Origin of the sequence: Sulfurifustis variabilis (assembly GCF_002355415.1) — a bacterium.
Taxonomy (GTDB): domain Bacteria; phylum Pseudomonadota; class Gammaproteobacteria; order Acidiferrobacterales; family Sulfurifustaceae; genus Sulfurifustis; species Sulfurifustis variabilis.
In genome coordinates this window covers 1,799,899-1,825,511 of record NZ_AP014936.1, presented here as the reverse complement: position 1 = coordinate 1,825,511, position 25,613 = coordinate 1,799,899, and the positions used below count along the sequence as shown (strand labels likewise).

The following is a 25,613-nucleotide window of genomic DNA, read 5'->3' as shown; positions in this document are numbered from 1 at the left end:
AAGCGGCAGGCCGCCGCGCGGAGCGCTTGACGTTTAAATTAAACGGACGTTTAATTATGGCCATGCGAGGCATCGGCAAGAAGCGGGCGAATCAGACCGCGCGCGCGCGGCGACGGCCCGGGAGGCCCGGCGGCGCCGGCCACACCGAGGCGGTGCGCGAGGCCTTGCTGCGCGCCGCCCGCGAGCTCTTCGCGCAGCGCGACTTCCGCGCGGTCTCCGTGCGCGGCATCGCCGCGCGCGCGAAAGTGAATCCGGCCCTGGTCCACTACCACTTCGGGGACAAGCGCGGCCTGTATCGCGCGATGCTCCAGCAGACTCTCGGGCCGGTGCTCCAGCGGGCGCAGGCGTTCTCGGAGAGCGGATCGGAACCCGATCTGCGCGAGCTGGTCGGCAACATCATGCGGGTGCTGGCGCAGGAACCGTGGGTGCCCAGGCTGATCGTCCGGGAGGTGCTCGCGGAGGAGGGCGCCTTCCGCGACATCTTCGCGCGCGAGTTCGCGGCCAAAGGGGGCGGGCGCCTGCCGGCGATTCTCGCCCGGGAACGGGAGCGCGGCGTCGTGCGACAGGATCTCGATCTCACCTTGACGGCGCTCTCCATCATGAGCATGACCCTGTTCCCGTTCGTCGCTCAGCCGGTGGTCGAGCAGGTATTCGGCCTTCGCATCGACGACGCGTTCGCGCGGCGTCTGGCGGAGCACACGGTCCGCCTGCTGTTCGAAGGGGCGGGCCCGCGCCCGCGCGGAGGAAAACGGAAATGAACGACGCACGCGGCGCCGCTTCCGGGGGAAGGCCGTTTCGCGCGACGCCGACGGCGCGGACGCGCGTCCTCTCGCCGTGGCGTCGCATCGGAATCGCCGGCGCGATCGGCGCGATGCTCCTCGGCGGATGCGCGACGACGCCCGATTTTCGGCCGCCCGAGGCGCCGGCCGTTTCCGCGTACACCCCGACGCCGTTGCCCGCGCAAACCGATTCGGCCCCCGATGCCGCCGGGGGGGCGCAACGCTTTCTCGCGGGCGAGGACATCCCCGCCGAGTGGTGGACGCTGTTCCGGTCGGACGCGCTCGATCGGCTCGTGCGCCAGGGACTCGCCCACAGCCCGACGCTGGCGGCGGCCCAGGCGACGCTGCGGCGCGCCGAAGAGGACCTGCGTGCCGAGGTCGGCGTGGTGTCCCCGAGCGTCGACGCCCGGCTTTCGGCGACGCGCCAGCGCTTTTCGCCGGAGGCGATCGGACAGCCGAACCTGCCGTCGACGGTGTTCAACCTGTATAACGCGTCGGTCGGAGTGTCCTACACCTTCGACCTGACCGGGGGGTGGCGCCGGCAGCTCGAGGCCGTCGGCGCGCAGGTGGACTACCAGGCCTTTCAGCTGGAGGGCGCGTACGTCGCGCTGACCGCCAACATCGTCACGGCGGCCGTGCGGGAGGCGGCGCTGCGCGCGCAGATCCAGGCGACCGGGGAGATCCTGGCCGCGCGCCGCCGGGAGCTCGCGATCGTCGAGCGCCAGTACAAGCTCGGCGGCGCGGCGCGCGCGGACGTTCTGACGCAGCGGGCCGAGCTCGCGCAGATCGAGGCGGGCCTGCTGCCGCTCGAAAAGGACCTGGCCGTCACCCGCCATCAGCTGTCGGTTCTGGTCGGCCGGTTTCCGGGGGAGGCCGGGATGCCCGCGTTCCGGCTCGAGGAGATGACGCTGCCGTCGGACCTGCCGGTGAGCGTGCCGTCCTCGCTCGTCCGCCAGCGTCCCGACATACGCGCGGCCGAGGCCTTGCTTCATCAGGCCGCGGCGCAGGTCGGCGTGGCCACCGCCAACCTCTATCCGCGCATCACGCTGACCGGGAGCTACGGACCGCTCGCCAACTCGGCGGGCGATCTCATCGGCGACGGGACGAACATCTGGAGCCTCGGCGCCTCGCTGGTGCAGCCGCTGTTTCGCGGCGGAGAGCTGAGCGCGCGCCGGCGCGCCGCGCTCGCCGCGTACGATCAGGCCGCGGCGCAGTACCGCGACACGGTGCTGCGGGCGTTCCAGAACGTCGCCGACACGTTGCGGGCGCTCGAGCTCGATGCACGGCTCCTCCAGGCGCAGGTCAGGGCCGAGACGGCCGCGCGCGACGCGCTGGAGCTGACGCGCAGGAGCTATACCCTCGGCGGCACCACGTTCCTCGCGCTGCTCAACGCGGAACGCCAGTATCAGCAGGCGCGCGTGGGCCTCGTGCAGGCCCGTGCCGCGCGCTACGCGGACACCGCCGCGCTCTTCCAGGCGCTCGGCGGCGGCTGGTGGAACCGACCGGCGCCGCTCGAGGCCGTTCCCGCACAAGAAAGGAAAACCCAGGAATGAAAGCAGCGCCGAAGAGAGTGGTCGTCGTGGTGGTCGCGGTCGCCGTCATCGCGGGGGCGATGGCGCTATACGTCTTTCTCAAGGAGCCGTTCCGGTACGCCGGCACGCTGGAGGCCACCAAGGTGGACCTCTCCGCGCGCCTCGCCGCGGCGATCGAGGAGGTCCGGGTGCAGGAAGGAGAGCGGGTCAAGGAGGGAGAGACGCTCGTCGCCCTGGCGTGCGAGGACTACAAGCTCGCGGCCAAGCTCGCGCGCGAGAATTACGAACGCAACCTGCGGCTCTCGAAGATCGGCTCCGTCAGCGCGGAGGCCATGGACCAGGTGCGCAACCAGAAGGAGACGGCGGACGTCCGGCTCGCCTGGTGCACGATCGAGTCGCCGATCGAGGGCAAGGTGCTGAGCCGCTACCACGAGCCGGGGGAGTGGGTGAGTCCCGGGACCAAGATCCTGACCCTCGCGAACGTGCGCGACATCTGGGCGTACATCTACGTGCCCCAGCCGCTGATCGCGAGACTGTCTCCCGGCATGACGCTCACGGGTTATCTCCCCGAGCTGGGCGATCGCGCCTTCGAGGGCACGATCGTCAAGATCAACGACGAGGCGGAGTTCACGCCCAAGAACGTCCAGACGCGGACGGAACGCGAGCGCCTCGTTTTCGGCGTCAAAGTGAGCTTCCGCGACGCGAATGCCGACGAGATCCTGAAGCCGGGGATGACGATCGAGGTGGCGCTGCCGGACGCCGCGCCATGACGGAGCTCGTGTCCATACGCGTGAGCGGCGTCGACAAGCGCCTCGGCGCGAACCAGGCCCTCGCGGGCGTCTCGCTCGACTTCGTCGCCGGCAGGATGCACGGCGTGATCGGGCCCGAAGGGGCCGGGAAGACGACGCTCATGCGAACGCTGCTCGGCCTGCTCGCGCCCGACGCGGGCACCATCGAGTATCGGATGAACGGAAACGCCGTCGCCTTCGATGCGATCCGCCCGCGGATCGCCTACATGCCGCAGCAGCCCAGCCTTTATCCCGACCTGTCGATCGACGAGCATCTCGAGTTCTTCCGGGCCCTCTACCGCATCTCGCGCGAGGAGTACCGGCGCCGGCGCGAGGAGCTGCTCGAGATCACCCGGCTCGGGCCCTTCGCGCAGCGCGCGGCCGGCAAGCTGTCGGGCGGCATGTACAAGAAGCTCGGCCTCATGTGCGCGCTGTTACGCTCGCCGGAAGTGATCCTGCTGGACGAACCCACGAACGGCGTCGATCCCATCAGCCGCCGGGAGTTCTGGGAGCTGCTGTATGACCTGGCCGAGCGCCGGATCCTGATCCTCGTCACGACCGCCTACATGGACGAGGCCGAGCGCTGCTCGCTCGTGCACCTGCTCGAGTCCGGACGGGTCGTGGCCGAAGGCGAGCCGCGCGCGCTCCTCGCCCGCGAGGGCGTGCGCACGTTCGACGAGCTGTTCCTCAGGCACGCGGGCCTTCCGGCATGAACGGCGCGCCCGCGGTAGAGGTCGCCAATCTCACCGTGAAGTTCGGCGACTTTACGGCCGTGGACGACATCAGCTTCACCGTCGGTCGCGGGGAGATCTTCGGCTTCCTCGGCGCGAACGGGGCCGGCAAGACGACGACCATCCGCGTGCTGTGCGGGCTCCTCCCGCCGACGTCCGGCAGCGTCACGGTCGCGGGCGTCGGGTTCGAGACAGGGGAAATGGGGATCAAGCGCCGGGTGGGTTACATGTCGCAGAAGTTCACCCTGTACGACGATCTCACCGTCGAGGAGAACCTGTCGTTCATCGCCGCCCTGCGCAAGCTCGACGACGCCACGTACCGTCGGCGCCGCGACGCGATCCTCGGGTTCATCGCCTTCGATCGCGGCCTCGATGCGTTCGTCCGCGACATGCCGGGCGGCGTGAAGCAGCAGGTCGCGCTCGCCGCGTCCATGCTCCACGACCCGGAGATCGTCTTCCTGGACGAGCCGACGGCGGGCGTGACGCCGGCGGCGCGCGCGCGGTTCTGGGCGTTGATCCGCGATCTCGCGTCACAGGGCAAGACGATGTTCGTGACGACGCACAACATGGACGAGGCCGAGCAGTGCGAGCGCATCGCGTTGATGCGGTCCGGACGCATCGTCGCGCTCGACACGCCCGCGGGGCTCAAGGGCTCGACGTTCCCGCGGCCGCTCTACGAGCTCGAGCCGGAGGAAGAGGGCGCGTACGGCAGGATGCAGGCCTTGCGCGGGCGTCCCGGGCTGGAATACCTCGAGCCCTACGGATTGCGCTTCCACGCGGCGTTCGAGGATTCGCCCGAGGGCGCGGGTCTCATGCGGGAGCTGAAGCGCGATTTCCGGTTGACGGAGATCGCGCCGACGGTCGAGGACGTCTTCATCCGAAGGGTGGAGGGGAGGGAGGCATGAGCTTCCGCTGGAGCCGGGCCGCCGCGGTCGCCCGCAAGGAGGTGTACCACGTCCTGCGCGACCCGTTCACCCTCATGCTGTCGCTCGGCCTTCCGGTGTTTCTGGTGTTCGTGTTCGGCTTCGCGATCGAGTTCAACGTGGAGGACCTCCGGCTCGCGGTGGTCGACGCCGATCGGACGCGCAGCTCGCGACAGCTGATCGACACGTTCGGCAGCTCGGGCTACTTCATCGTCGAGCCGGCGCCGTCCCCGGACGGGGCGTTCCGCGCGCTGACCGGCGATCGCGCGCGCGCGGCGCTCCTCATTCCGGGCGATTTCGAGAAGGATCTGTACGCCGGGAGGGGGGCGCACGCGCAGATCCTGCTGGACGGGACGGACAACTCGACCGTGGGCCCGATCCTCGGCTACGTCGGCGCGATCGAATCCATTGCGGCGGAGCGGATCGGCGATTTCGATCCGCCCGAGCGCGTCGACGTGCAGGCGCGCTTCCTCTTCAACTCCGAGCTCAACAGCCGCTGGTTCGTCATTCCGGGTCTCGGCGTGGTCGTCATGGCGATTCTCTCCGTGCTGCTGACCGCTCTTGCCGTCGCGCGCGAGTGGGAGAACGGATCGATGGAGCTCCTGCTCTCGACCCCGGTCGAGCCGCTCGAGATCATCGCCGGCAAGATCGCGCCGTACGCGGTGCTGGGCGTCGCGGCCATGGCCTTCATCTTCGTGATCTCGCTCACCGTGTTCGCCGTCCCGTTCCGCGGCAGCCTCCTCGTCTACGGCGCCGGCACGCTGCTGTTCCTGGCGGCCTACCTCGCGCAGGGCATGCTGATCTCGGTCCTCACGCGCAACCAGCTCGTCGCGATGCAGGTCGCGATCATGTCCGGCCTGATCCCGGCGAACCTGCTCTCCGGCTTCATCTTTCCGATCGAGAGCATGCCCCTGTTCTTCCAGTACCTCACCATGATCATGCCCGCGCGCTGGCTCACCGACATCGCGCGCGAGTCCCACCTCAAGGGAGCGTCGCTGCTCGACATGTGGGAAGCGTTCGCGGCCCTGGCCGTGCTGGCCGCGGTCACCGTCGCGCTCGCCGTCACCCGGTTCAAGCGGAACGTCGAGCCATGACGTCGACGCTGGGGGGGTTCATCCGGAAGGAGCTCAAGCAGGCGCTGCGCGAGCCACGGATGCGTCTGCTCCTGTTCCTCATGCCGGTCGTGCAGCTCACGCTGTTCGGCGTGGCGCTCTCGAACGAGGTCAAGAACGTGCGCCTCTGGGCGCCGATCGAGGCGAACGACACCGTCCTGCGCCACGTGTACGACCGCGCCGTCGCGAGCGGCTGGTTCCTGCCGGCCGAAGCCGACCGGAATGCCGACCCGATCGAGCTGCTGCGCGCCGGCAGGATCGACGCCGCGCTCGTTCCGCCGCCGGGCGGCCTGACGCGCGAGCTCGGGCGCGGCACCGCAAACCTGCAGCTGCTGCTCGACGCCACGAACGTGCTCGAGGCGCAGTCGATCGAAGGCTACGTGCGCAACATCGTCGCGCGCGTCGTGCACGAGGACCTCGAGGTCGAGCCGCCCGAATCGCCGATACGGTTCGACACGCGGGTGTTGTACAACCCGACGCTCGAAACGGCGTATTTCATGGTGCCGGGCGTGATGGCCATGCTGATGATCGTCACCTCGCTCGTCCTGACCAGCATGTCGATCACCCGCGAGAAGGAGCTCGGCACGTTCGAGATGCTGATCTCCGCCCCGGTCACGGCCTCCGAGGTGATCCTCGGCAAGACGGTGCCGTACGTGGTCCTCGGCATGGCGACGTTCCCGCTCATCCTGGGCGTCGCGGTGTTCGGGTTCGGCGTACCCGTGCGCGGTTCGCTGCCGGTGCTGGGTTTCGCCGCGCTGGTGTTCGTCTGCACGGCGGTCGCGATCGGGACGTTGATCTCGACGTTCGCGCAGAACCAGCAGCAGTCCATGCTCGGCGCGTTCCTGTTCCTGTTTCCGGCGATCCTGCTCTCCGGCCTCATGTTCCCGGTCGAGAACATGCCGGAGGCCATGAAGTGGATGTCGTACGTGAACCCCGTGACCCACTTCCTGGCGCTGTTGCGCAACATCCTGCTGAAGGGAGGCGAGCTGGTTTTCGTCGCGGAACGCATCGGCGTGCTGCTGCTGATGGCCGTGGTCTCGGTCTACGTCAGCTTCAAGCGCTTTCACACCACGCTCCAATGACACCCCGAGAGGGAACCCATGCGCACAGGCATCACGGCTTCACGCCGGCTGATCCGGATTCTCGGGGCCGTGGCCGTCGGCTTCGGGCTGCTGACCCTCCGCGAGGGCGGCGGGGTGCTGTTCGGCAGCGAGGCCGCGCGCCAGGCGGCGGGTGCGTACGTGCCCTTCGTCGTCTGGTTCAATTTCCTGGCCGGCTTCGCCTACGTCCTCGCCGGCGTCGGGCTCCTGGCCCGCAGCCGCTGGGCGGCCCACCTGGCCCTGGCCATCGCCGCCGGGACCCTCGCGGTCTTCGTCGCCTTCGGCGTGCACGTCGCGAGCGGAGGCGTTTACGAGACGCGTACCGTCATCGCCATGACGCTGCGCGGAGGCTTCTGGCTCGTCATCACCGTACTGGCCCATCGGTTTCTGCCGCGGCATGCCGCCTGAAACCCGCCACGGCGGATTGCAGCAGGAGAAGGCTATGCGTTATCCGGAATTCTTCGATCAGGTTCCCTCGATCGCCATGCAGGACCCGCTCGCCGCGTTCCTGGCCGCTGCCGAGGAGGGCGTCGTCGAGTACCGCTACCTCGATGCCGTGAAGCTCGCCGGCCACTCGTGCCCGACGGTCGCCGGCGCCTGGCTCATGACGCGCCGGGCGCTCGAGCGGCTCTACGGCGGGGAACGACCGGCACGTGGGGGCATCCGCGTCGAGCTGCGCGACGACGCCGCGGCCGGCGTCGCGGGCGTGATCGCGAACGTCGTCGCGCTCGTCACTGGCGCGGCGGGGGAGAACGGCTTCAAGGGGATCGGCGGGCGGTTCGACCGCCGCCACCTGCTCGCCTTCAACGCCCCGATCGCCGGCGAGATCCGTTTCACCCGTGTCGATACCGGGGCGAGCGTGGAAGCGGCGTACCGGGCCGAGCGCGTACCGCCCGACCCCGAGATGAGACGGCTGCTGCCGCGCCTCCAGACCGGGGAGGCAACCGCGACCGAGCGGCAGCGATTCGGCACGCTGTGGCAGGATCGGGTACGCCGCATCCTGATCGAGCACGGCGACGATCCGCTTCTCGTGACGCTCTCGGAGCGCTGAAGGAAAGGGTGCAGACTCTGTGCGGTGATCGATCCGGGTCTTGAGGCCATTTTGACGAGAGTCAAGGAATTCACTGAATGCGCTGCGAAAAATATCGGTGGGTCCGTGTACCCGCTGATCCGGTCGCACAAGGAGACAGGCAATGGCACACGTGGTGATTCTCGGCGCAGGGATCGGCGGCATCTCGGCGGCCTATGAAATGAAGCGGCTGCGCCGGGGCGACGATCGCGTCACCATCCTTTCGAACCTCGATTACTTCCAGTTCACGCCCTCGAACCCGTGGGTGGCGGCCGGGTGGCGCAAGCCGGAGTCCGTCAAGATTCCGCTCGGGCCGGTGCTCGCGCAGCAGGGTATCGAGTTCGTCGGCAAGGGCGCCAGGCGCGTGCATCCGGCCGCGAACGAGATCGAGCTCGGCGACGGGCAGCGCCTCGGTTACGACTACCTGATCATCGCGACCGGGCCGCGCCTCGCGTTCGACGACATCCCGGGCCTCGGACCGACGAATCACACCCATTCGGTCTGCACGGTCGAGCACGCCGCGCAGTCGGCGCAGGCGTGGGAACGCTTCGCGGCCGATCCCGGACCGATCGTCGTCGGCGCGGTCCAGGGCGCCTCGTGCTTCGGTCCGGCGTACGAGTTCGCGTACATCATGGACACGGATCTCCGGCGTCGCCGGATTCGCGACCGGGTGCCTATGACGTTCGTCACCTCGGAGCCTTACATCGGCCATCTGGGCCTCGGCGGCGTGGGCGACTCCAAGGGGATGCTCGAAAGCGAGATGCGAGAGCGCCATATCCGCTGGATCTGCAATGCAAAAGTCGCGAAGGTCGAGGCCGGGAAGATGCATGTCTCGGAGCTCGACGAGGACGGGAAGGAAAAGCGGACCCACGAGCTGCCGTTCAAGTACGGCATGATGCTTCCCGCGTTTGCCGGCATCGAGGCGGTCGCCGGAATCGAGGGGCTCACGAACCCGCGCGGCTTCATTCTGATCGACGAATACCAGCGCAACCCCCGGTACCCGAACGTCTACGGCGTGGGTGTCTGCGTGGCGATCCCGCCGATCGAACAGACGCCGGTCCCGACAGGCGTTCCGAAGACCGGCTACATGATCGAATCGATGGCCACCGCGGCCTGCGAGAACATCCGGGCTTCGATCGACGGCCGAGCGCCGCACGCCAAGGCCACCTGGAACGCCATCTGCCTGGCCGACATGGGCGACACCGGAACGGCCTTCGTCGCCATTCCCGAGATCCCGCCGCGCAACAAGAACTGGATGAAGAAGGGAAAGTGGGTGCACTGGGCGAAGGTCGGCTTCGAGACGTACTTCATGCGCAAGGTCCGCAAAGGCATCGGCGAGCCGGCCTACGAAAGGTTGCTGCTGAAACTCATGGGTCTGGAGCGACTGAAGAAGGAAGCCGCCTAGGGCCAGGCGATTAGCTGCTGAAAGCGAGCCCTGTCCATTGCGCATAATGTATATTATGTTAAATACAATCCGTAGGTGACCGGATATGAGCACCGTCCGTTTCGAGACACCCGCCCTACTTTTAGCTCCCCGATTTCGTCATCTCGATGTTCCGCGGCCAGGCTCCAGCAGCGGTTCGTGCGCTCGAAACATCCGCATCACCGTGCACGATCGATTTGATGCGAAGGCAAAAAGTTCGGACACACCGCTTCGCGAGTCGGTACGATCACGTCGCGTTCTCTAATATTGGGCCGCACGCGCGGCGGACCGATCGGGCTCAGGTTTACCCGCCGGAAATCGATGGGACGCCCGGCGGGCAGCCACCGGCGAGCTTTCGTTAGTCAGCGCCTGCCACGGCGACCGCTCAGGAACCCCTCGATCGTGCCGTGCCAGTTCTCGGGCAGTTCGACCTCGGTGAGCGCGAGACCCGGCCAGGCCGCGAGATCCAGTTGGTCCACCCGTCCGTCAACGTATTCGACCTCGATCAGGCCGTGGGCGAAATCGATACCCGTAACTGTGAAGACTTCGCCGGTATCGAGTTCGTACCAGGAACCGGGCGCAGGGGTGAGTTCGTTCGGCATCGGTACACCTCCTAGGCACAAAGGCGGCCAGTAGATCCGAAGCTCGCCGGTGAGCGGCTCGCTCCGATCGAATCCCCGGCTGATTGCGCACACTCGCCGCCGGTGTCTGGCACGCATAGGCGACGGGCAGAATCGAACCGACCACTCCAGGTGAACGGGGTCGGCCTCGAGTCGCGCTACACGGACGAGGGCGACCTTCTTCGCGTTTCCTGGAGCCGCTAGCGCCACGCGAGCCTCAGCGTTCCGTCGGCAAGCCGTTCCACGCCGGTGCCGAAGGCGCGGCCCTCCCGGTTCAGCATCGCCGACAGCCAGCGCGTGTCCTCCTCGTCCGCGCGGTTCACGCGGAGGTTGCGGATGCGAGTGGGCACCAGGCGCAGCTCGCGCAGCCGCCCGCTCGTGCCGTCGAGGCGCGGCAGGTACATGAAGCCGAGCTCGGAGCGGTAATCCTCGTAGCCACTGATTCCCTCGTAATCGTTCAAAAAGTCGCCGCACCCGTACAGCACGAGGCGATCCCGATAGATTTCGACGCCCTTCGCGTGATGCGAGGAATGGCCGTGCACGAGATCGACGGCGGCCCGGTCGATGAGCGCGTGCGCGAAGCGGCGCTGTTCGTTCGGCACGTCGTAGCCCCAGTTCCCGCCCCAATGAATGGACGCGAGCACGATGTCGCCGGGCCCTTTGAGCGAGCGCACGCGCCGCGCAAGGGAAACGGCGTCGTCCTCCGAAAGCCGGTGCAGCAGGTTCACGCCGCCGCGCTCCGCGGTCGCCGCCCAGGACGGCGGAATGCCGCTGCTGAGGTGCGCGAAACCGAATACCAGCACGCGCCCGCGCGGCCGCTCGACGATTGCGGGCGCCTGCGCCTCGGTCGCGTCCCGTCCGGCGCCCGCCGTCCGGATTCCCGCTGCGTGCAGGACGTCGAGCGTCTCGTTCAGCCCGCGGCGGCCCCAATCGAGTACGTGATTGTTGGCCAGCACGCACACGTCCGGCCGGATCGCAGTCAGGCTCGCAACGTTGGCGGGATGCATGCGGTAATGGATGCCTTTCTCCTCCCGATCTTCACTGGTCGTCAAGGCCGTCTCGAGCGGGAGGACGCGAACGTCCGGCGCGGCCCGCTCGAGCTCGGCCAGCGCGTCGCCCCAGAGGTATCGCGGCTCCACGGGTCTCGGGATCGGCCCGCCGGTTCGTTCCGCGAGCGTCACGTAGTCGCGGGCATCGAGGACCCAGGATTCGTGCAGCGTCGGATCAGAGGGGTGCGGGAGAATCTGGTCGATGCCCCGACCGGTCATGACGTCGCCGCAAAGAAATAGCGTGATGCTGCTTTCCGGATCGCGTTCCACGGCGTCGCCCGGGACGTTGAGTCGCGCCGCCTGACGGTCGACACTCCGGCGATGCGCCGCGAGTCCGAAGGCCGCCGGAAGGCCGCCGCGAAAATGAACGCACTGGTCGATCGCGCGCTCGCCCGACCCGCGCCCGACCGGATCAAGGCGGTGCTCGCCGCCGCCTCCCCCACGGAGGCGCTGATCGAACGCGTACGACGCCGCGCCGCGGCGAAGGCGCGACAGGGCGGGCTGCGGCCGCTCGCCGCCCGCGAGCGCCTCGTGCGCGCGCTGTACGCCGCCGCGCTGCGGCCCGGATGGCATGCCGCCTGGACGGATGCTTCGGTTGTCGAGAGGCAGGCGGCGGGGATCGGCGGCATCGTTACCGACGGGGCGGGCCGCGTTCGGCTTCGACTTCGTCGAAGCGCCGGTACGCTTCCGCCGTTCAACGCCGAGATCGCCGCTGCCGCCGCGCTGACTGCCGCGGCGCCGCGAGCCGGCATCACGCGCCTGCGTCTCCACACCGATTGCCGCGCGCTGTCGGAGCTCTGGAGCCGTCGGCGTAGCGACCCTCGCCTCGCTCCGCTGCGCGCGGCGGCGCATCGGCTCGAGCGACTCGAGCTCCGCGTCGTTCCGCGCCTGCACAACCAGACGGCGAACCGCCTGGCGCGCGACGGCGCGATCGGCGCGCGGGCGACCGGGCAGTCGCCGGCGCGTCGGGTCGGAGAGATCGACTGATCGACGAGCCGCCCGGGTCGATTCGCTCCTCGCCCGGAAACGGCTACTCGATGTCGAGGTGATGCCGCTTCGAGCGTTCCAGCTTCGGCAGATGGATCTCGAGTATGCCGTCCTTGAACTCCGCCTTCGCCTTCTCGCCGTCGATCTGCGCGGGCAGCGTCACGGTCCGCGAGAAACTGCCGCGGGAGATCTCGTGGCGGTAGTACTCGCCCTTCTCTTCCTTCTCCTCGCGGCTGCTCGTGCCCTTGATCGTGATCGCGTTGTCGCTCATCGCGACGTCGAGATCCTTCTTGTCCACGCCCGGAAGCTCGGCGCGCACCAGCACCTCGTCGTCACGGTCGACGACGTCGACGCTCGGCATGCGCCCCTCGAACGGCGCCGCCAGCCGCCCCGGCCACTTCCAGGCCCACGGACGCATCCAGGCGCTCTCGAACATCCGTTCCATCTCTTCGAACGGGCTGAGCGCCCGCGCGGGGGTCGCCCGCTGCATCTCTTTCTTTCCTGTCTCCTTCTTCGCCTCAGCCATGATCGCCTCCTGCTTCTGCACGAGAAATCCGGTCCTCACTCGATCGAGATCGCGCGACGGCGCGCGTGCTCCGTCTTCGGCAGGCGCAGCTCGAGCAGACCGTCCCGAAAAGACGCCTTCGCCCGTTCGCCGTCCACCTCTACGGGCAGCTGCACGGTCCGCGCAAACGGCGCGGCGCCGATCTCGCAGCAGTAATACTCGCCCTCCTCCTCGGCGCCGCGCGGGATCGCGCCGATCGTCAGGCTCGAATCGGTCACCGAGACGTCGATGTCTTTCTTCTCGACGCCGGGAAGCTCGGCGCGGACGAGCACCTCGTCGTCGCGCTCGATGACGTCGACGCTGGGAAGACGCACCTCCCCCGCCGCCGTTTCCGGCCGGATGAAACCCGCCGGCCCGCGCCAGCCGCGAGGAAAGAAACCCTCGAACATCTGGTCCATCATGCGTTCCATTTCGTCGAACGGTGAACGAGCCGCCATCGGTCGTTGCGATTCGCGGGTGATCAATTCCTGCTTCTCCGCCATGGACGTACCTCCATATGGACCGTCGAACTCGAATCGATGGTACAAGAGCAGAAACCGCGGTCATTGACGGCTGTCAATGCCGCGCCTCGTCTCGGTAGGCTCGCGTCCCGCGCACAGCCGGGCGACGCGAAAATCAATGATAGACCGCGGTTGCGAACATCGATATTCGGGATACCGCCACGTCGGTTCGGGCGGACAGCGGCACAATCGCGGCGAGAAAGCCCACGGGACCGACGCAGGATCGATCAGCAGTCACGCCTCGCCCGTGAGGCGCGGCCACCCGGGACGGAACGCGAACGCACTCGAAACGGAGGAGAAACCGGGAAGCGGCTGGCGGTGTCAGCTCTGCGCGCCAGCGCGGCCGAAAACGTGGGTCGAGGAGACCTGGAACTCCTCGATGCAGGCCACACCACCGTAGTGGATCGCGGCCTTGATGCCGATCATGTAGGCGGTCTTGTAGCTCGGGTAGATCATCGCCTCGGCGGCGTCGGTGACGAAGTAGGTTCGGCCTGCCCGACGGGCCAGGTACCGCTTCTCGCGTGGCCTTCCCGTGACGGCGTTCCGCCTCATCAGCACGATCACGAACCGCGATGCAGCGGTCCTCGGCTGCGCGCGGCGCGCTTTCCGTGCAGGTGGTTCCGCGAGCGATGCGCCGGCACGACTCCGGTCGGGCGTCCGGACGACGCGCGGACGGCCGGGAACGCCCGGGCCATGGATGCGGCGCGTGACCGAGGGGCTGCTCATCGGCGTGAGGCTCCGGGTTTGGTGTCAAAGGGGGGATCGACCTGGCCGATCGCGGTGATGATCGGGCACGCCTCGTGGTGTCCGGCGCGGCACTCGGTGAGCATCCGGCTCAGCCGGTTCGCGACGGCGCGGAGGTCGCGAACCTTCGCGCGTATGTCCTCGAGGCGCCGTTCGGCGATTTCGTGCGAGCGCGCGCAGTCATGAACGTCGAGCGAAAGGAGCTCGGCGATTTCACGCAGCGTGAACCCCAGTTCCTGAGCGCGACGTATGAATCGGAGGCGGCTGAGCACGTCTTCGTCGTATCGACGATAGGCGTGTTGCGGCCTCTCGGGCCGCGGCAGCAGGCCGCGGCGCTGGTAGTAACGCACCGTTTCGACGCCCACGCCGGCGGCGCGAGCCATTCTCCCGATGGTGATACCCGAGGCGCGCTTTGGTTTGTTGTGTGCGCTCATTGTTCGTTTCGGTTGCGGCGTGACGATCGATTCCGCTCCGAAACTTCGCGAGCAACGTTACTCCCGGACCGGGGTACGGGATCAAGCCAATTTCTATGAAAACTTCTTATCGGCCCATTGATGATCGAGGCGTCGCATCGCGAATCGTGCGCGCGGGCCTAATTCGAATTTAATCAATTGCTGTTACGCGAACGGGCGCGAGGGTTTGCGCGCGGGTCCGAACTGACAATTCAGGACCACGGTACGCAATGCCGGCGCGGCTCGCGCACGCGGAATAAAATCACGCGTTCTGCGTCGCGTGCCTGCCTAGTACGGCCACTTCCACTCGCGAACCTCGGGCAGATCCTGGCCGTGCTCGACGATGTACATCTCGTGCTCGATCAGCTTGTCGCGCAGGTGCTGCTTGATATGGGCGGCGCGGTAACCGAGGCCGGGCACGCGATCGATCACGTCGCCCGCGAGATGGAAGCGGTCGATGTCGTTCCGCACCGTCATGTCGAACGGCGTGGTGGTGGTCCCCTCCTCCTTGTAGCCGCGCACGTGCAGGTTCTTGTGATTGGTCCGACGGTACGTCAGCCGGTGTATGAGCCAGGGATAGCCGTGATACGCGAAGATGACCGGCTTGTCGGTCGTGAACAGCGAATCGAACTCCCGGTCGCCGAGGCCGTGCGGATGCTCCTCCTTCGGCTGCAGGGTCATGAGGTCGACGACGTTGATCACCCGGATCTTCAGGCTCGGCACGAGCTGGCGCAGCACGTCGACGGCGGCGAGCGTCTCGAGCGTCGGCACGTCGCCGGCGCACGCCATGACGACGTCCGGCGCGCCGTCGTGGTCGTTGCTCGCCCACTCCCAGATGCCGATGCCCGCCGTGCTGTGCTTGATGGCCGAATCCATGTCGAGCCATTGCGGAGCCATCTGCTTGCCCTCGACGATGACGTTCACGAGATTCCGTGAGCGCAGGCACCTGTCCGTGACGCAGAGCAGCGTGTTCGCGTCGGGCGGGAAGTAGATGCGGACGATGTCGGCCTTCTTGTTGAGCACGACGTCGATGAACCCCGGGTCCTGGTGCGAGAAGCCGTTGTGGTCCTGGCGCCAGACGTGCGACGTGAGCAGGTAATTGAGCGAGGCGATGGGGCGACGCCACGGCGTCTCCTTCATCGCGTGCAGCCACTTCGCGTGCTGGTTGAACATCGAGTCGACGATGTGGATGAACGCCTCGTAGCAGGAGAACACGCCGTGGCGGCCGGTGATCAGGTAACCCTCGAGCCAGCCCTGGCAGAGGTGCTCCGACAGCACCTCCATCACGCGCCCGTCGGGCGACAGGCCCAGGTCCTCCGGCAACCGCTCCGCCATCCAGGCGCGACCGGTCGTCTCGAAGAGCGCGCTCAGCCGGTTGGAGCCGGTTTCGTCCGGCCCCATCACGCGGAAGTTGCACGCGGCCGCGTTGCGCTTCATCACGTCGCGCAGCAGCACGCCCATGGTGCGCGTCGCCTCGTTGAGCGCACCGCCGGGTCGCGGCACCTCCACCTCGTAATCGCGAAAGTCGGGCAGATCGAGCTCGCGAAGCAGCAGCCCGCCGTTCGCGTGCGGGTTCGCGCCCATGCGGCGCGGACCCGCGGGCGCGAGATCGAGGAGCTCCGCGCGCGGGGCGCCGTTCTCGTCGAACAGCTCCTCGGGCCGGTAGCTCTTGAGCCATTGCTCGAGGAGCTGCAGGTGCTCGGGGCGCGTGCGCACCTCGCCGAACGGGACCTGGTGCGAGCGCCAGAATCCCTCGACCTTCTGGCCCTCGACCTCTTTCGGCCCGGTCCAGCCCTTGGGCGAGCGCAGGACCAGCATCGGCCAGCGCGGCCGCTCCTTCGCGCCCTCGCGGCGCGCGCGCCGCTGGATCGCGGCGATGTCGTCGAAGATGCGATCGAGCGTGGCCGCCATCTGCTGGTGCATGCGTTCGGGGGCGTCGCCTTCCACGAAGTACGGCGTGTATCCGTAGCCGACGAGCAGGCTCTCCAGCTCCTCGTGCGGAATGCGCGCGAGCACGGTCGGGCTCGCGATCTTGTAGCCGTTGAGATGCAGGATCGGCAGGACGGCGCCGTCGCGCGCAGGATTCAGGAACTTGTTCGAGTGCCACGAGGCGGCGAGCGGGCCGGTCTCGGCCTCGCCGTCGCCGATGACGCACGCGACCACGAGATCCGGGTTGTCGAACGCGGCGCCGTAGGCGTGCACCAGCGAGTAGCCGAGCTCCCCGCCTTCGTTGATCGAGCCGGGTAGTTCCGCCGCCGTGTGGCTCGGCACGCCGCCCGGAAAGGAGAATTGCCTGAAGAGCCGGCGCATGCCCTCGCCGTTCAGCGGCACGTCGGTATAGAACTCGCTGTAGCTCCCCTCGAGCCAGGTGTTGGCGAAGAGCGCGGGGGCGCCGTGGCCGGGACCGGTCACGAAGAACATGTCCACGTCGCGCGCCTTGATGATGCGGTTGAGATGCACGTAGATGAAGCTCAGGCCGGGCGCGGTCCCCCAGTGCCCGAGCAACCGCGGCTTGACGTGCTCGGGGCGCAGCGGCTCCCGCAGAAGTGGATTGTCGAGGAGGTAGATCTGCCCCACCGAGAGGTAATTCGCGGCGCGCCAGTAGGCGTTCATCTTGCGCAGCTCCTCGGGGGACAGCGTGTGCTCCGGTTGTGCCTGGCGGGCAGCCTGCTGCATCGTAACCTCCTTGTCGCGGCCGCGAGGGGGGCGGCCGCGTTCGTCGCTCGGGGATGAGCTTTTGACCAGACGCCCCCGGATTTGCTCAGAAAAGTTCGGCGCATGCCCGCGCTCGAAGCGTACTTTTGGGAATCGGCTGCTGTGTTCTAATCGGTGCTCAAGGAGGTCTCGCCATGGAAGGCCGGTCCGCTCCCCGCCAGCCCGCCGTACCCGGCGCCCGGGTGATCGCCGAGCACGAGCAGGAAATGCACGCGCACCGGCTGATGACCCTGTGGGCGCACTTTGCCAACATCGCGCTCGGGTTCTGGCTCGTCGCGAGCCCCGTCACGTTCGGCTATCTGTCGATGACCTTCCCGGCGGACAGCCCGGTGCTGGCGGTGACGGCCGAGCGCGGCCTCCCTTTGCCCGAGGTCCGCAATCTCGCCATGGCGTGGAGCGACGTCCTCAGCGGCGTCGCCCTCGTGGTTTTCGGCGCGCTTTCCCTCACGCGGCGCTGGGCGTGGTTCGCCCAATGGGCGGCGGCGTTCGTCGGCATCTGGCTGCTCTTCGCCCCGCTCCTCTTCTGGACGCCGAGCCCCGGCGCGTACGCGAACGACACGCTGGTCGGCACGCTGGCGATCACGTTCTCCGTGCTCGTCCCCATGATGCCCGGCATGAGCATGAAGGCGATGGCGCTCGGCCCCGATATCCCGCCGGGCTGGGACTACTCCCCCTCGGACTGGCTCCAGCGCATTCCCATCATCGCGATGGCGCTCGTCGGCTTCTTCATCGCGCGCTACCTCGCGGCGTACCAGCTCGGCCACACGGACCGGGTGTGGGACCCGTTCTTCGGCGACGGTACGGTACGCATCATCACCTCGGACGTCTCCCGGGCGTGGCCCGTCGCCGACGCGGGCCTCGGCGCGACCGCCTACATGCTGGAAGCGCTGTCCGGAGCGATGGGGAGCCGGCGCCGCTGGCGCACCATGCCGTGGATGGTGGCCATGTTCGGACTGCTGGTCGTCCCGCTCGGGGCGGTCAGCATCATTTTCATCATCATTCAACCGATTGTGATCGGAACCTGGTGCACGCTCTGTCTCGTCCAGGCGCTCGCGATGGTCGTGATGATCCCCTATTCGCTCGACGAGCTCGTCGCGATGGGGCAGTTCCTCGTCGACGTCCGGCGGCGGCGCGGGTCGTTCTGGAGCAACTTCCTGCACGGCGGCGTCATGGAAGGCGGGCGTCGAATGGAGCGTTCGGAGCTCGACGGCGCCCTCCCCGCCATGCTTCGCGACATGGTGAGCGGCGGGGTGAACTACCCGTGGACGCTGGTGCTCGGCGCCCTGATCGGCGTCTGGCTCATGTTCACGCGTCTCACGCTCGATGCCGTGGGCGCCATGGCGAACAGCGACCACCTCGTCGGGTCGCTGGTCATCGTGGTCGCTTTCTCCGCCTTCGCGGAGGTGGCGCGGCCGCTGCGGTTCATCAATGCGGCGTTCGGTGTCTGGCTGGTCGCGGCACCCTGGGTGCTGGATGGCGCCAGCGCGGCCGGGACGGTCGGCAGCGTGGTCGCGGGCCTGGCTCTCGTGGCGCTCAGCCTGCCTCGCGGAGCGGTTCGGGGGCGCTATGCCGGATGGAACCGGCTGATCGTCTAGTCATGACGGGAGCGACTTTTCACCGAAACCATAGTGACTTGGCGCGTGTTGTTCCTATCCGCTCGAGGGTCGGAGGGCCGCTTCGGAGCGGTCAGGAGTCGTTAACGACGCGAGGAGATCGAACATGCTCAGGGATCGAGTAGTGCTGGTGACAGGGGCCTCGGCCGGCATCGGTCGGGCGACGGCGCGCGCGTTCGGACGCGCGGGGGCGCGGGTCGGCCTGCTCGCCCGGGGTCGGGACGGGCTCGAGGCGGCCAAACGGGAGATCGAGGCGGACGGCGGGCGCGCGCTCGTCGTTCCCGCCGACGTGGCGGACTTCGGGCAGGTGGAGGCGGCCGCGGAGACGGTCGAGCGCGAGCTCGGGCCGATCGATGTCTGGGTCAACAACGCGATGGCGACGATCTTTTCGCCGTTCGTGGACATCGCGCCTGAGGAATACAGGCGCGCCACCGAGGTGACCTACCTCGGCACGGTCCACGGGACGCTGGCGGCGCTCAAGCGCATGCGTGGCCGCAACCGGGGGACGATCGTGCAGGTCGGCTCGGCGCTCGCCTACCGCGCGATCCCGCTCCAGTCGGCCTACTGCGGCGCGAAGTTCGCGGTGCGCGGCTTCACCGACTCGCTGCGATCGGAGCTGTTGCACGACAGGAGCCGCGTGCGCCTCACCATGGTACAGCTGTCCGCCTTCAACACGCCCCAGTTCGACTGGGCGCGCACGCACATGCCCCGGCGCGCGCAGCCCGTTCCGCCGATCTTCCAGCCCGAGGTGGCGGCGGAAGCCATCGTGCGGGCCGCCATGCACCCGCGCCGGGAGGTGTGGGTCGGCTTTCCGGCGGTCAAGACCATACTCGCCCAGAAGATCGCTCCCGGCCTGCTCGATCGCCTGCTCGCACGCATGGGCTACGAAGGACAGATCACCGACGAGCCCGAGCGGACGGGCCGGCCCGATAACCTCGACGCGCCGGTCCCCGGCGACCACGGCGCCCATGGCCGGTTCGACACGCGGGCGCGCGACCGCAGCTGGCAGGTGCTGGCGAGCCGGAACCGGACGGCACTGGGGATGGGCGCCCTCGCCCTGCTCGCCGCCGCGCTGGGATTCGCCGGGCGAAACTCAACCGGCCGGAAACGCCATCGTGCTGAGCAGCGCCAGCTCCGCCTGCCGCGAGTCCAGCCGCGTGTGCTGCACCACGATCGGCACGTCTGACTCGATCACGCTCGCGTAATCCGTATCGAGAGGGATCGGCTCGGGGTCCTTGAGCTCGTTGAAGCGCACGTGCAGCGTGCGCCGCGCGGCGACGGTCACCCGATAAGGCCCCGCCGGTTCGCGATCGGCGAAGTAGACCGTTATCCGCACCTGCGCGTCGCGGTCGCCCGCGTTCAGGAGGCACGCCGTTTCGTGGCTCGTCATCTCCGGATCGGGCCCGTTGCTCCAGCTCGGGATGTAGCCTTCCGCGATGGCCCAGCGCGTCTTGCCGATCGGTTGCTCCATGGCTGTGCGCCCTCCTCGTTGGCGTGTCGTCGCCGGTCCCGTCGTGCGCCCGCCCGGCGCGAACCGTCCCTGGTGCTGATCGTTTGACTCCCCGCCCGCAGGCGCATTCGCCTCGGCGGTGCTCGGGAATCCCCTGAGAACGAAGCCGTTTTTGAAACTATCGCTCTTACCGGGGGTCCGATTCGTTGCACCTGCGCGCAAGGGAGATGCACGAATGCCCCGCACAATCTGGAAAGGCGCCATCAGCTTCGGCCTCGTCAGCATTCCGGTCGCCCTGTATCCGGCCGAGCAGCGCGAGAAGGAGCTGAGCTTCACCATGCTCGATCAGCGGAACATGTCGCCGGTCGGGTACAAGCGCTACAACAAGGCCACGGGCGAAGAGGTCCCCTGGGACCAGATCGTCAAGGGCTACGAGTACGACAAGGACCAGTATGTCGTCCTCGGCGAGGAGGAGTTTCGCCGCGCCAACGTCAAGGCGACCCAGACGGTCGAGATCATCGACTTCGTGAAGGCGGACGAAATCCCCTTCATCTACTACGACCAACCGTACTACCTGGAGCCCGTGCAGCGCACGGGCGAGAAGGGCTACGCCCTGCTGCGCGAGACGCTCACGCGCACGGGCCGCGCGGGTGTGGCGCAGGTGGTGCTGCGCAACCGCCAGCACCTCGCCCTGCTCGCGCCCCTCGGCGACATGCTGGTGCTGAACCTGCTCCGGTACCCGTACGAGCTGCGCGACCTGAAGGAGTTCAAGGTCCCGGGCAAGGACCTCGCGGCGCTGCGCATCACGAAGAAGGAGATCGAGATGGCGGAGCGACTGGTCGAGGACATGGCCGCCCGCTGGGAACCGGAAAAGTATCGCGACGAGTACCGCGACGATCTGCTCAGGATCGTTCAGGAGAAGGTCGAGGCCGGGAAGACGCTCGAGCTCCTGGAGCCGACCAAGGAGGAGGCGCCGCGCGGCGCGCAGGTCATCGACTTCATGACCCTGCTGAAGCGCTCGATCGAGGAGAAGGAAAGGGAGAAGGAGAAAGAACGTCCTCCGGCGGCGCGCGCGCGGACCCGCAAGAAGAGCTCCACCCAGACGCGCAAGCGAAGCACGCGCAGGCGGGCGTAGGGGTCCCGCGCAGGCGGGAAACGCACGGGTCCGCCATGAATCGTCGTGCCCCATCGAATCCGTCCGGTCCCCCGCACCGCTTCTTCCGAACGGCCCGGCGGTCATGAAGCTCGACGTCTATCGTCGCAAGCGGAACTTCGAACGGACGCCGGAGCCCAGCGGCGGGCGGGCCGTGTCCCGCCGGCGGTTTCGCTACGTGATCCAGAAGCACGGTGCCCGCCGCCTTCACTACGATCTGCGGCTGGAGCTCAACGGGACGCTCAAGAGCTGGGCGGTGCCGCGGGGCCCGAGTCTCGACCCGCGCGAGAAGCGACTGGCGGTGCACGTCGAGGATCACCCGATCGAGTACGGCAAGTTCGAGGGCGTGATCCCCCGCAAGCAGTACGGCGCCGGACCGGTGCTGGTGTGGGACCGCGGCGTGTGGAAGCCCGAAGGCGATCCCGAGGAAGGCTACCGCCGCGGACGCCTGCGCTTCGAGCTGGAAGGCGAGAAGCTCCGGGGCGGCTTCAGCCTGGTGCGTTCCGGCAGCCCCGGCGACAAGGAGAACTGGCTGCTCATCAAGCGCGACGACGAGTTCGCGAGCAGCATCGAGATCACGGACGCGATGCCGTACAGCGTCCAGACGGGCCGCACGCTGGAGGATGTCGCGGAGCAGCGGGCCCGGCCGCGCGCCAGTCCGGCGCCGCCGCGCCGCTTCGCGCCGGAGCTGGCGACCCTCGTGGAGCGACCGCCGTCCGGGCCGGAGTGGCTGCACGAGATCAAGTACGACGGCTATCGCGTACTCTGCCGGCTCGAGGACGGCCGCGCGCGGCTTTACAGCCGCAACGGGAACGACCTGACGAAGCGCATGGCGGCGATCGCGCGGGCGATCGAGCGCCTGCCCGGGCTCGCCGACGGCTGGCTCGACGGCGAGGTCGTCGCGCTGTCCGCGGACGGGCGCACGAGCTTCCCCGCCCTGCAGTCCGCCCTTTCCGACGGGCGCGACCAGGATCTCATCTACTACCTTTTCGATCTCCCGTGGTGGAACGGCCGCGACCTGCGCGGCGAGCCGCTGACCGCGCGCAAGCAGCGGCTGGCGACCCTGCTGTCGGCGCACTCGGGCGGCACGCAGCTGCGCGTGAGCGACCACGTCCGCGGCAAGGGCGACGTGTTCTACCAGCAGGCGTGCGCCTTCGGGCTCGAAGGCGTGGTATCCAAGCGGATCGACGCGCCCTACCGAAACGGCCGCACGACCGACTGGCTCAAGGCCAAGTGCCGATTGCGCCAGGAGTTCGTGGTCGGCGGCTACACCGATCCCGCCGGCGGGCGCGCCGGCCTCGGCGCCCTGCTGCTCGGGCTCTACGAGTCGGATGCCGGGCTGCGTTACTGCGGGCGGGTCGGGACGGGCTTCGACGACAGGACGCTGCGCGAGCTGCGAGCGCGGTTCGGCGAGCTCGAAACGAAGGAACCGCCGTTCGCGTCGCCGCTGCCGCGCGAGGCGCGCAAGGGCGCGCACTGGGTGCGGCCGCAGACGGTCGTCGACGTCGAGTTCGCGGGATGGACGCACGAAGGGTACGTACGCCAGGCGTCCTACCAGGGCGTGCGGGAGGACAAGCGGCCGCGGGACGTCGTGCGCGAGCTCCCGCAGGCCCTCGCCCCCTCCGGTCCCCCGCCGGCGAACGGCAGGCGCGTACGGATCACCAACGCCGACAAGGTGCTCTACCCGGAGCAGGGAGTGACCAAGGAGGAGCTCGCTCTTTATTACGAGGCGGTCGGCGAGTGGATGCTGCCTCACGTCGTGCGTCGCCCGCTCACGCTCTTGCGCTGCCCCGAAGGCCCGCACAAGCAGTGTTTCTGGCAGAAGCACGCGACGCGGGGCATGCCCGAGGAGCTCCGGCGCGTGCCGATCGCGGAGCACGGCGGCAAGGACGTGGAGACGTATCTCGCCGTCGATTCGCTGCAGGGCGTTCTGGCGCTGGTGCAGATGGGCGTGCTGGAGATCCACGTATGGGGATCGCGCATCGACCGGCCCGATCAACCCGATCGCCTCATCTTCGATATCGACCCGGATCCCTCGCTCGGGTGGGACGCCGTGCTGGAGGCGGTCGCCCTGGTGTACGCGCGCGTGCTGGACCTCGGTCTCGCCGGGTTCGTGCGCACGACCGGCGGAAAGGGCCTGCACGTCGTCGTGCCGATCGCGCGCCGTCACGACTGGGACGAAGCGAAGGCATTCTCGAAGGCGCTCGCCGACGACATCGTGCGCCGGAATCCGGGGCGCTACACGTCGCGCCTCGCGCTGTCGGCGCGCAAGCAGAAGGTATTCATCGATTACCTGCGCAACGCCCGCGGCGCGACCGCCGTGACGAATTACTCGACCCGGGCAAAGCCGCACGCGCCGGTGGCGGTCCCGCTCGCGTGGGAGGAGCTCGACAGCGAGCTGCGTTCCGACCGGTACAACGTGCGCAACGTCTACGAGCGCCTGCGCGCGCTGAAGCGCGATCCGTGGGAGGACTTCGACGCGGCCCGCCGCGCGATCACCGCCCGGATGAAGCGCGAGATGGGAATGCTTTAAGGGGCAATTCCGAAGAATGCGATACCTCGCCCTCGCCTGCGACTACGACGGCACCCTCGCCCGCCACGGCCACGTCGACGACCGCGTCGTCGCGTCGCTCGAAGAGCTGAGCCGTTCGGGCCGCCGGCTCCTGCTGGTGACGGGCCGGCAGCTGCCGGACCTCGAGCACGCCTTTCCCCGCCTGGATCTCTTCGACCGCGTCGTCGCGGAGAACGGCGCCCTGCTCTACCGGCCTGCGACGCGGGAGGAGATTCCGCTCGGCCAGGCGCCGCCGCCCGGGTTCGTCGAGCGCCTGCGCGCCCATGGCGTCGACCCGCTGGCGGTCGGCCGCGCGATCGTCGCCACCTGGCAGCCGCACGAGACCGCGGTGCTGGAGGCGATCCGCGAGCTCGGGCTGGAATGGCAGGTCATCTTCAACAGGGGAGCCGTCATGGCCCTCCCTTCCGGCGTCAACAAGGCGACGGGGCTGCAGGCCGCGCTCGACGAGCTCCGGCTCTCCGCGCACAACGTCGTCGGCGTGGGCGATGCCGAAAACGACCACGCGTTTCTCTCGCTGTGCGAATGCGCGGTCGCGGTGGCGAACGCCCTCCCGTCGCTCAGGGCGCAGGCGGACTGGGTGACGCGCGCGGACCACGGCGCGGGCGTCGTCGAGCTCGTCGAGCGGCTGCTCGCCTCCGACCTCGAGGAGCTGGGGCCCGCGCTTTCGCGTCACGCGATCCCGCTCGGCCACGCCGGCGAACGGCTGCTCACCCTCGATCCCTACGCACCCAACGTCCTCGTGGCCGGCACCTCGGGAAGCGGCAAGTCGACGTTCACCACCGGCATTCTCGAGCGCATCGCGGAGCGCGGCTACCAGTATTGCATCATCGATCCCGAGGGCGACTACCAGAACCTCGGCATCGTGAGCTTCGGCGACGCCGGCCAGGCGCCGGCCTTGGACCAGGCGCTGCAGCTGCTCGAGGAACCGGACCAGAGCGTGGTGATCAACCTCCTCGGCGTTTCGATCGAGGACCGCCCCCGAACCTTCGAGACGGTCTTTTCGAAGCTTCTGGCGCTGCGCGCGCAGACCGGGCGCCCGCACTGGATCGTGATCGACGAGGCCCATCACATGCTGCCCGAGCACAATTTGCGGGCCGGAGAGATACTCGGTCCGGCCGCGCACGGGCTGGTCTTCATCACGGTCCACCCGGACCACGTCGCGCACGATGCGCTGGCCGTCGTCGATCGTGTCCTCGTCATCGGCCATTCGCCGGCCGAGACGCTGCGCCAGTTCGGAGAAACGGCCGGCGTGCGTCCGCCTCGCGTGGATCCCGCCCCGCTGGCGACCGGCGATGCCCTCGACTGGCCGGTGAACTCGCGCGCCGCCCCGCTGCGCTTCGTCAGCATCCCGCCGCGGACGGAGCGCCGGCGGCACACCCGCAAGTACGCCGAAGGCGAGCTCCCGCCGGACCGAAGCTTCTACTTCCGCGGCCCGGACGGGCGCCTGAACCTGCGCGCGCAGAACCTTGCGATTTTCCTGCAGTCGGCCGAGGGCGTGGACGACGACACCTGGATACACCACCTGCGGCGCGGCGACTATTCCCGCTGGTTCAGGGAGGCGATCAAGGACCCGTCGCTCGCCGACGACATCTCGCGCATCGAGCGGATGCCCGATACGCCGCCTCGCGAGACGCGCCGACTGGTACGGCAGCAGATCGAGAAGCGTTACAGCGCGCCTCCGTAACCCGTTGTCCGTTCTTTTTGCTTCGCCGTACCCGCTTCGCGGCTTTGCGGGT

The 25,613-nt window shown here is 68.4% G+C and carries 24 protein-coding genes; 16 read left to right on the top strand and 8 right to left on the bottom strand.

Going from position 1 to position 25,613, the window contains the following annotated elements:
• Positions 1-56 precede the first annotated feature (56 nt).
• The 10 genes from SVA_RS08750 (at position 57) to SVA_RS08705 (ending at position 9,439) form a co-directional block, all read left to right on the top strand.
• A complete protein-coding gene (locus SVA_RS08750) occupies positions 57-758 on the top strand; it encodes a TetR/AcrR family transcriptional regulator (RefSeq protein ID WP_169924030.1) in 702 nt (233 codons plus the stop codon).
• Positions 755-2,332 carry an efflux transporter outer membrane subunit gene (locus SVA_RS08745; protein WP_148665426.1) on the top strand — a complete coding sequence of 526 codons (1,578 nt, stop codon included), beginning with the start codon at positions 755-757 and terminating at the stop codon, positions 2,330-2,332. Before SVA_RS08750 ends, SVA_RS08745 begins: the two co-directional genes overlap by 4 nt.
• Entirely contained in the window at positions 2,329-3,081 is a 753-nt protein-coding gene (locus SVA_RS08740; protein WP_096460864.1) for an efflux RND transporter periplasmic adaptor subunit, read from the top strand. Before SVA_RS08745 ends, SVA_RS08740 begins: the two co-directional genes overlap by 4 nt.
• Positions 3,078-3,812: an ABC transporter ATP-binding protein gene (locus SVA_RS08735; RefSeq protein ID WP_096460863.1), complete on the top strand. Its 735-nt coding sequence runs from the start codon at positions 3,078-3,080 to the stop codon at positions 3,810-3,812. The genes SVA_RS08740 and SVA_RS08735 overlap by 4 nt, the downstream gene beginning before the upstream one ends.
• Positions 3,809-4,735 carry an ABC transporter ATP-binding protein gene (locus SVA_RS08730; protein WP_096460862.1) on the top strand — a complete coding sequence of 309 codons (927 nt, stop codon included), beginning with the start codon at positions 3,809-3,811 and terminating at the stop codon, positions 4,733-4,735. The genes SVA_RS08735 and SVA_RS08730 overlap by 4 nt, the downstream gene beginning before the upstream one ends.
• The gene (locus tag SVA_RS08725) at positions 4,732-5,847 is read left to right on the top strand and encodes an ABC transporter permease (RefSeq protein WP_096460861.1); all 1,116 of its coding nucleotides are present in this window, start codon (positions 4,732-4,734) and stop codon (positions 5,845-5,847) included. The genes SVA_RS08730 and SVA_RS08725 overlap by 4 nt, the downstream gene beginning before the upstream one ends.
• Complete coding sequence (locus SVA_RS08720) at positions 5,844-6,947, top strand: ABC transporter permease (protein ID WP_096460860.1); 1,104 nt, start codon at positions 5,844-5,846, stop codon at positions 6,945-6,947. The genes SVA_RS08725 and SVA_RS08720 overlap by 4 nt, the downstream gene beginning before the upstream one ends.
• Before the next feature lie 18 nt (positions 6,948-6,965).
• On the top strand, positions 6,966-7,373 hold the full coding sequence (locus tag SVA_RS08715; RefSeq protein WP_096460859.1) for a hypothetical protein: 408 nt from the start codon (positions 6,966-6,968) through the stop codon (positions 7,371-7,373).
• A gap of 34 nt (positions 7,374-7,407) precedes the next feature.
• Entirely contained in the window at positions 7,408-8,016 is a 609-nt protein-coding gene (locus tag SVA_RS08710; protein WP_096460858.1) for a hypothetical protein, read from the top strand.
• A 142-nt stretch (positions 8,017-8,158) separates the two neighbouring features.
• On the top strand, positions 8,159-9,439 hold the full coding sequence (locus SVA_RS08705; protein WP_096460857.1) for an NAD(P)/FAD-dependent oxidoreductase: 1,281 nt from the start codon (positions 8,159-8,161) through the stop codon (positions 9,437-9,439).
• Between the two features lie 380 nt (positions 9,440-9,819).
• Here SVA_RS08705 and SVA_RS08700 read toward each other — a convergent pair whose 3' ends face one another.
• Entirely contained in the window at positions 9,820-10,059 is a 240-nt protein-coding gene (locus SVA_RS08700) for a DUF6763 family protein (RefSeq protein ID WP_096460856.1), read from the bottom strand.
• A 218-nt stretch (positions 10,060-10,277) separates the two neighbouring features.
• Positions 10,278-11,396, bottom strand: coding sequence for a CapA family protein (locus SVA_RS08695; RefSeq protein WP_197703433.1), 1,119 nt, complete (start codon positions 11,394-11,396; stop codon positions 10,278-10,280).
• A gap of 93 nt (positions 11,397-11,489) precedes the next feature.
• On the opposite strand from SVA_RS08695, the gene SVA_RS08690 reads away from it, so the two are divergent.
• On the top strand, positions 11,490-12,113 hold the full coding sequence (locus tag SVA_RS08690; RefSeq protein WP_148665425.1) for a reverse transcriptase-like protein: 624 nt from the start codon (positions 11,490-11,492) through the stop codon (positions 12,111-12,113).
• A 43-nt stretch (positions 12,114-12,156) separates the two neighbouring features.
• Here SVA_RS08690 and SVA_RS08685 read toward each other — a convergent pair whose 3' ends face one another.
• The 5 genes from SVA_RS08685 to SVA_RS08665 form a co-directional block, all read right to left on the bottom strand.
• Positions 12,157-12,639 carry an Hsp20/alpha crystallin family protein gene (locus tag SVA_RS08685; RefSeq protein ID WP_096462880.1) on the bottom strand — a complete coding sequence of 161 codons (483 nt, stop codon included), beginning with the start codon at positions 12,637-12,639 and terminating at the stop codon, positions 12,157-12,159.
• 35 nt (positions 12,640-12,674) lie between these two features.
• The gene (locus SVA_RS08680) at positions 12,675-13,160 is read right to left on the bottom strand and encodes an Hsp20/alpha crystallin family protein (RefSeq protein ID WP_096460855.1); all 486 of its coding nucleotides are present in this window, start codon (positions 13,158-13,160) and stop codon (positions 12,675-12,677) included.
• A gap of 339 nt (positions 13,161-13,499) precedes the next feature.
• On the bottom strand, positions 13,500-13,730 hold the full coding sequence (locus SVA_RS08675) for a hypothetical protein (RefSeq protein ID WP_148665424.1): 231 nt from the start codon (positions 13,728-13,730) through the stop codon (positions 13,500-13,502).
• A 170-nt stretch (positions 13,731-13,900) separates the two neighbouring features.
• Positions 13,901-14,305, bottom strand: a complete 405-nt coding sequence (locus SVA_RS08670) for a MerR family transcriptional regulator (RefSeq protein ID WP_231971870.1) — start codon at positions 14,303-14,305, stop codon at positions 13,901-13,903.
• A 357-nt stretch (positions 14,306-14,662) separates the two neighbouring features.
• Entirely contained in the window at positions 14,663-17,050 is a 2,388-nt protein-coding gene (locus tag SVA_RS08665) for a phosphoketolase family protein (RefSeq protein WP_096460852.1), read from the bottom strand.
• A gap of 173 nt (positions 17,051-17,223) precedes the next feature.
• Here SVA_RS08665 and SVA_RS08660 point away from each other — a divergent pair, with 173 nt between their 5' ends.
• Positions 17,224-18,684 carry a vitamin K epoxide reductase family protein gene (locus SVA_RS08660; RefSeq protein ID WP_197703432.1) on the top strand — a complete coding sequence of 487 codons (1,461 nt, stop codon included), beginning with the start codon at positions 17,224-17,226 and terminating at the stop codon, positions 18,682-18,684.
• 124 nt (positions 18,685-18,808) lie between these two features.
• Positions 18,809-19,888 (top strand): SDR family oxidoreductase, encoded by a 1,080-nt coding sequence (locus tag SVA_RS08655; RefSeq protein WP_096460851.1) that lies wholly within the window; start codon positions 18,809-18,811, stop codon positions 19,886-19,888.
• On the opposite strand, the gene SVA_RS08650 is transcribed toward SVA_RS08655, so the two are convergent.
• On the bottom strand, positions 19,796-20,173 hold the full coding sequence (locus SVA_RS08650) for a sensory rhodopsin transducer (protein WP_096460850.1): 378 nt from the start codon (positions 20,171-20,173) through the stop codon (positions 19,796-19,798). The genes SVA_RS08655 and SVA_RS08650 overlap by 93 nt on opposite strands.
• 214 nt (positions 20,174-20,387) lie before the next feature.
• Between SVA_RS08650 and ku the strand changes: the two genes are divergently transcribed.
• The 3 genes from ku (at position 20,388) to SVA_RS08635 (ending at position 25,561) form a co-directional block, all read left to right on the top strand.
• Complete coding sequence (ku, locus tag SVA_RS08645) at positions 20,388-21,287, top strand: non-homologous end joining protein Ku (protein WP_096460849.1); 900 nt, start codon at positions 20,388-20,390, stop codon at positions 21,285-21,287.
• 103 nt (positions 21,288-21,390) lie between these two features.
• The gene (gene ligD / locus SVA_RS08640; RefSeq protein WP_096460848.1) at positions 21,391-23,838 is read left to right on the top strand and encodes a DNA ligase D; all 2,448 of its coding nucleotides are present in this window, start codon (positions 21,391-21,393) and stop codon (positions 23,836-23,838) included.
• Positions 23,839-23,854: 16 nt separating this feature from the next.
• Positions 23,855-25,561, top strand: a complete 1,707-nt coding sequence (locus SVA_RS08635; RefSeq protein WP_096460847.1) for an HAD family hydrolase — start codon at positions 23,855-23,857, stop codon at positions 25,559-25,561.
• Positions 25,562-25,613: the final 52 nt, after the last annotated feature.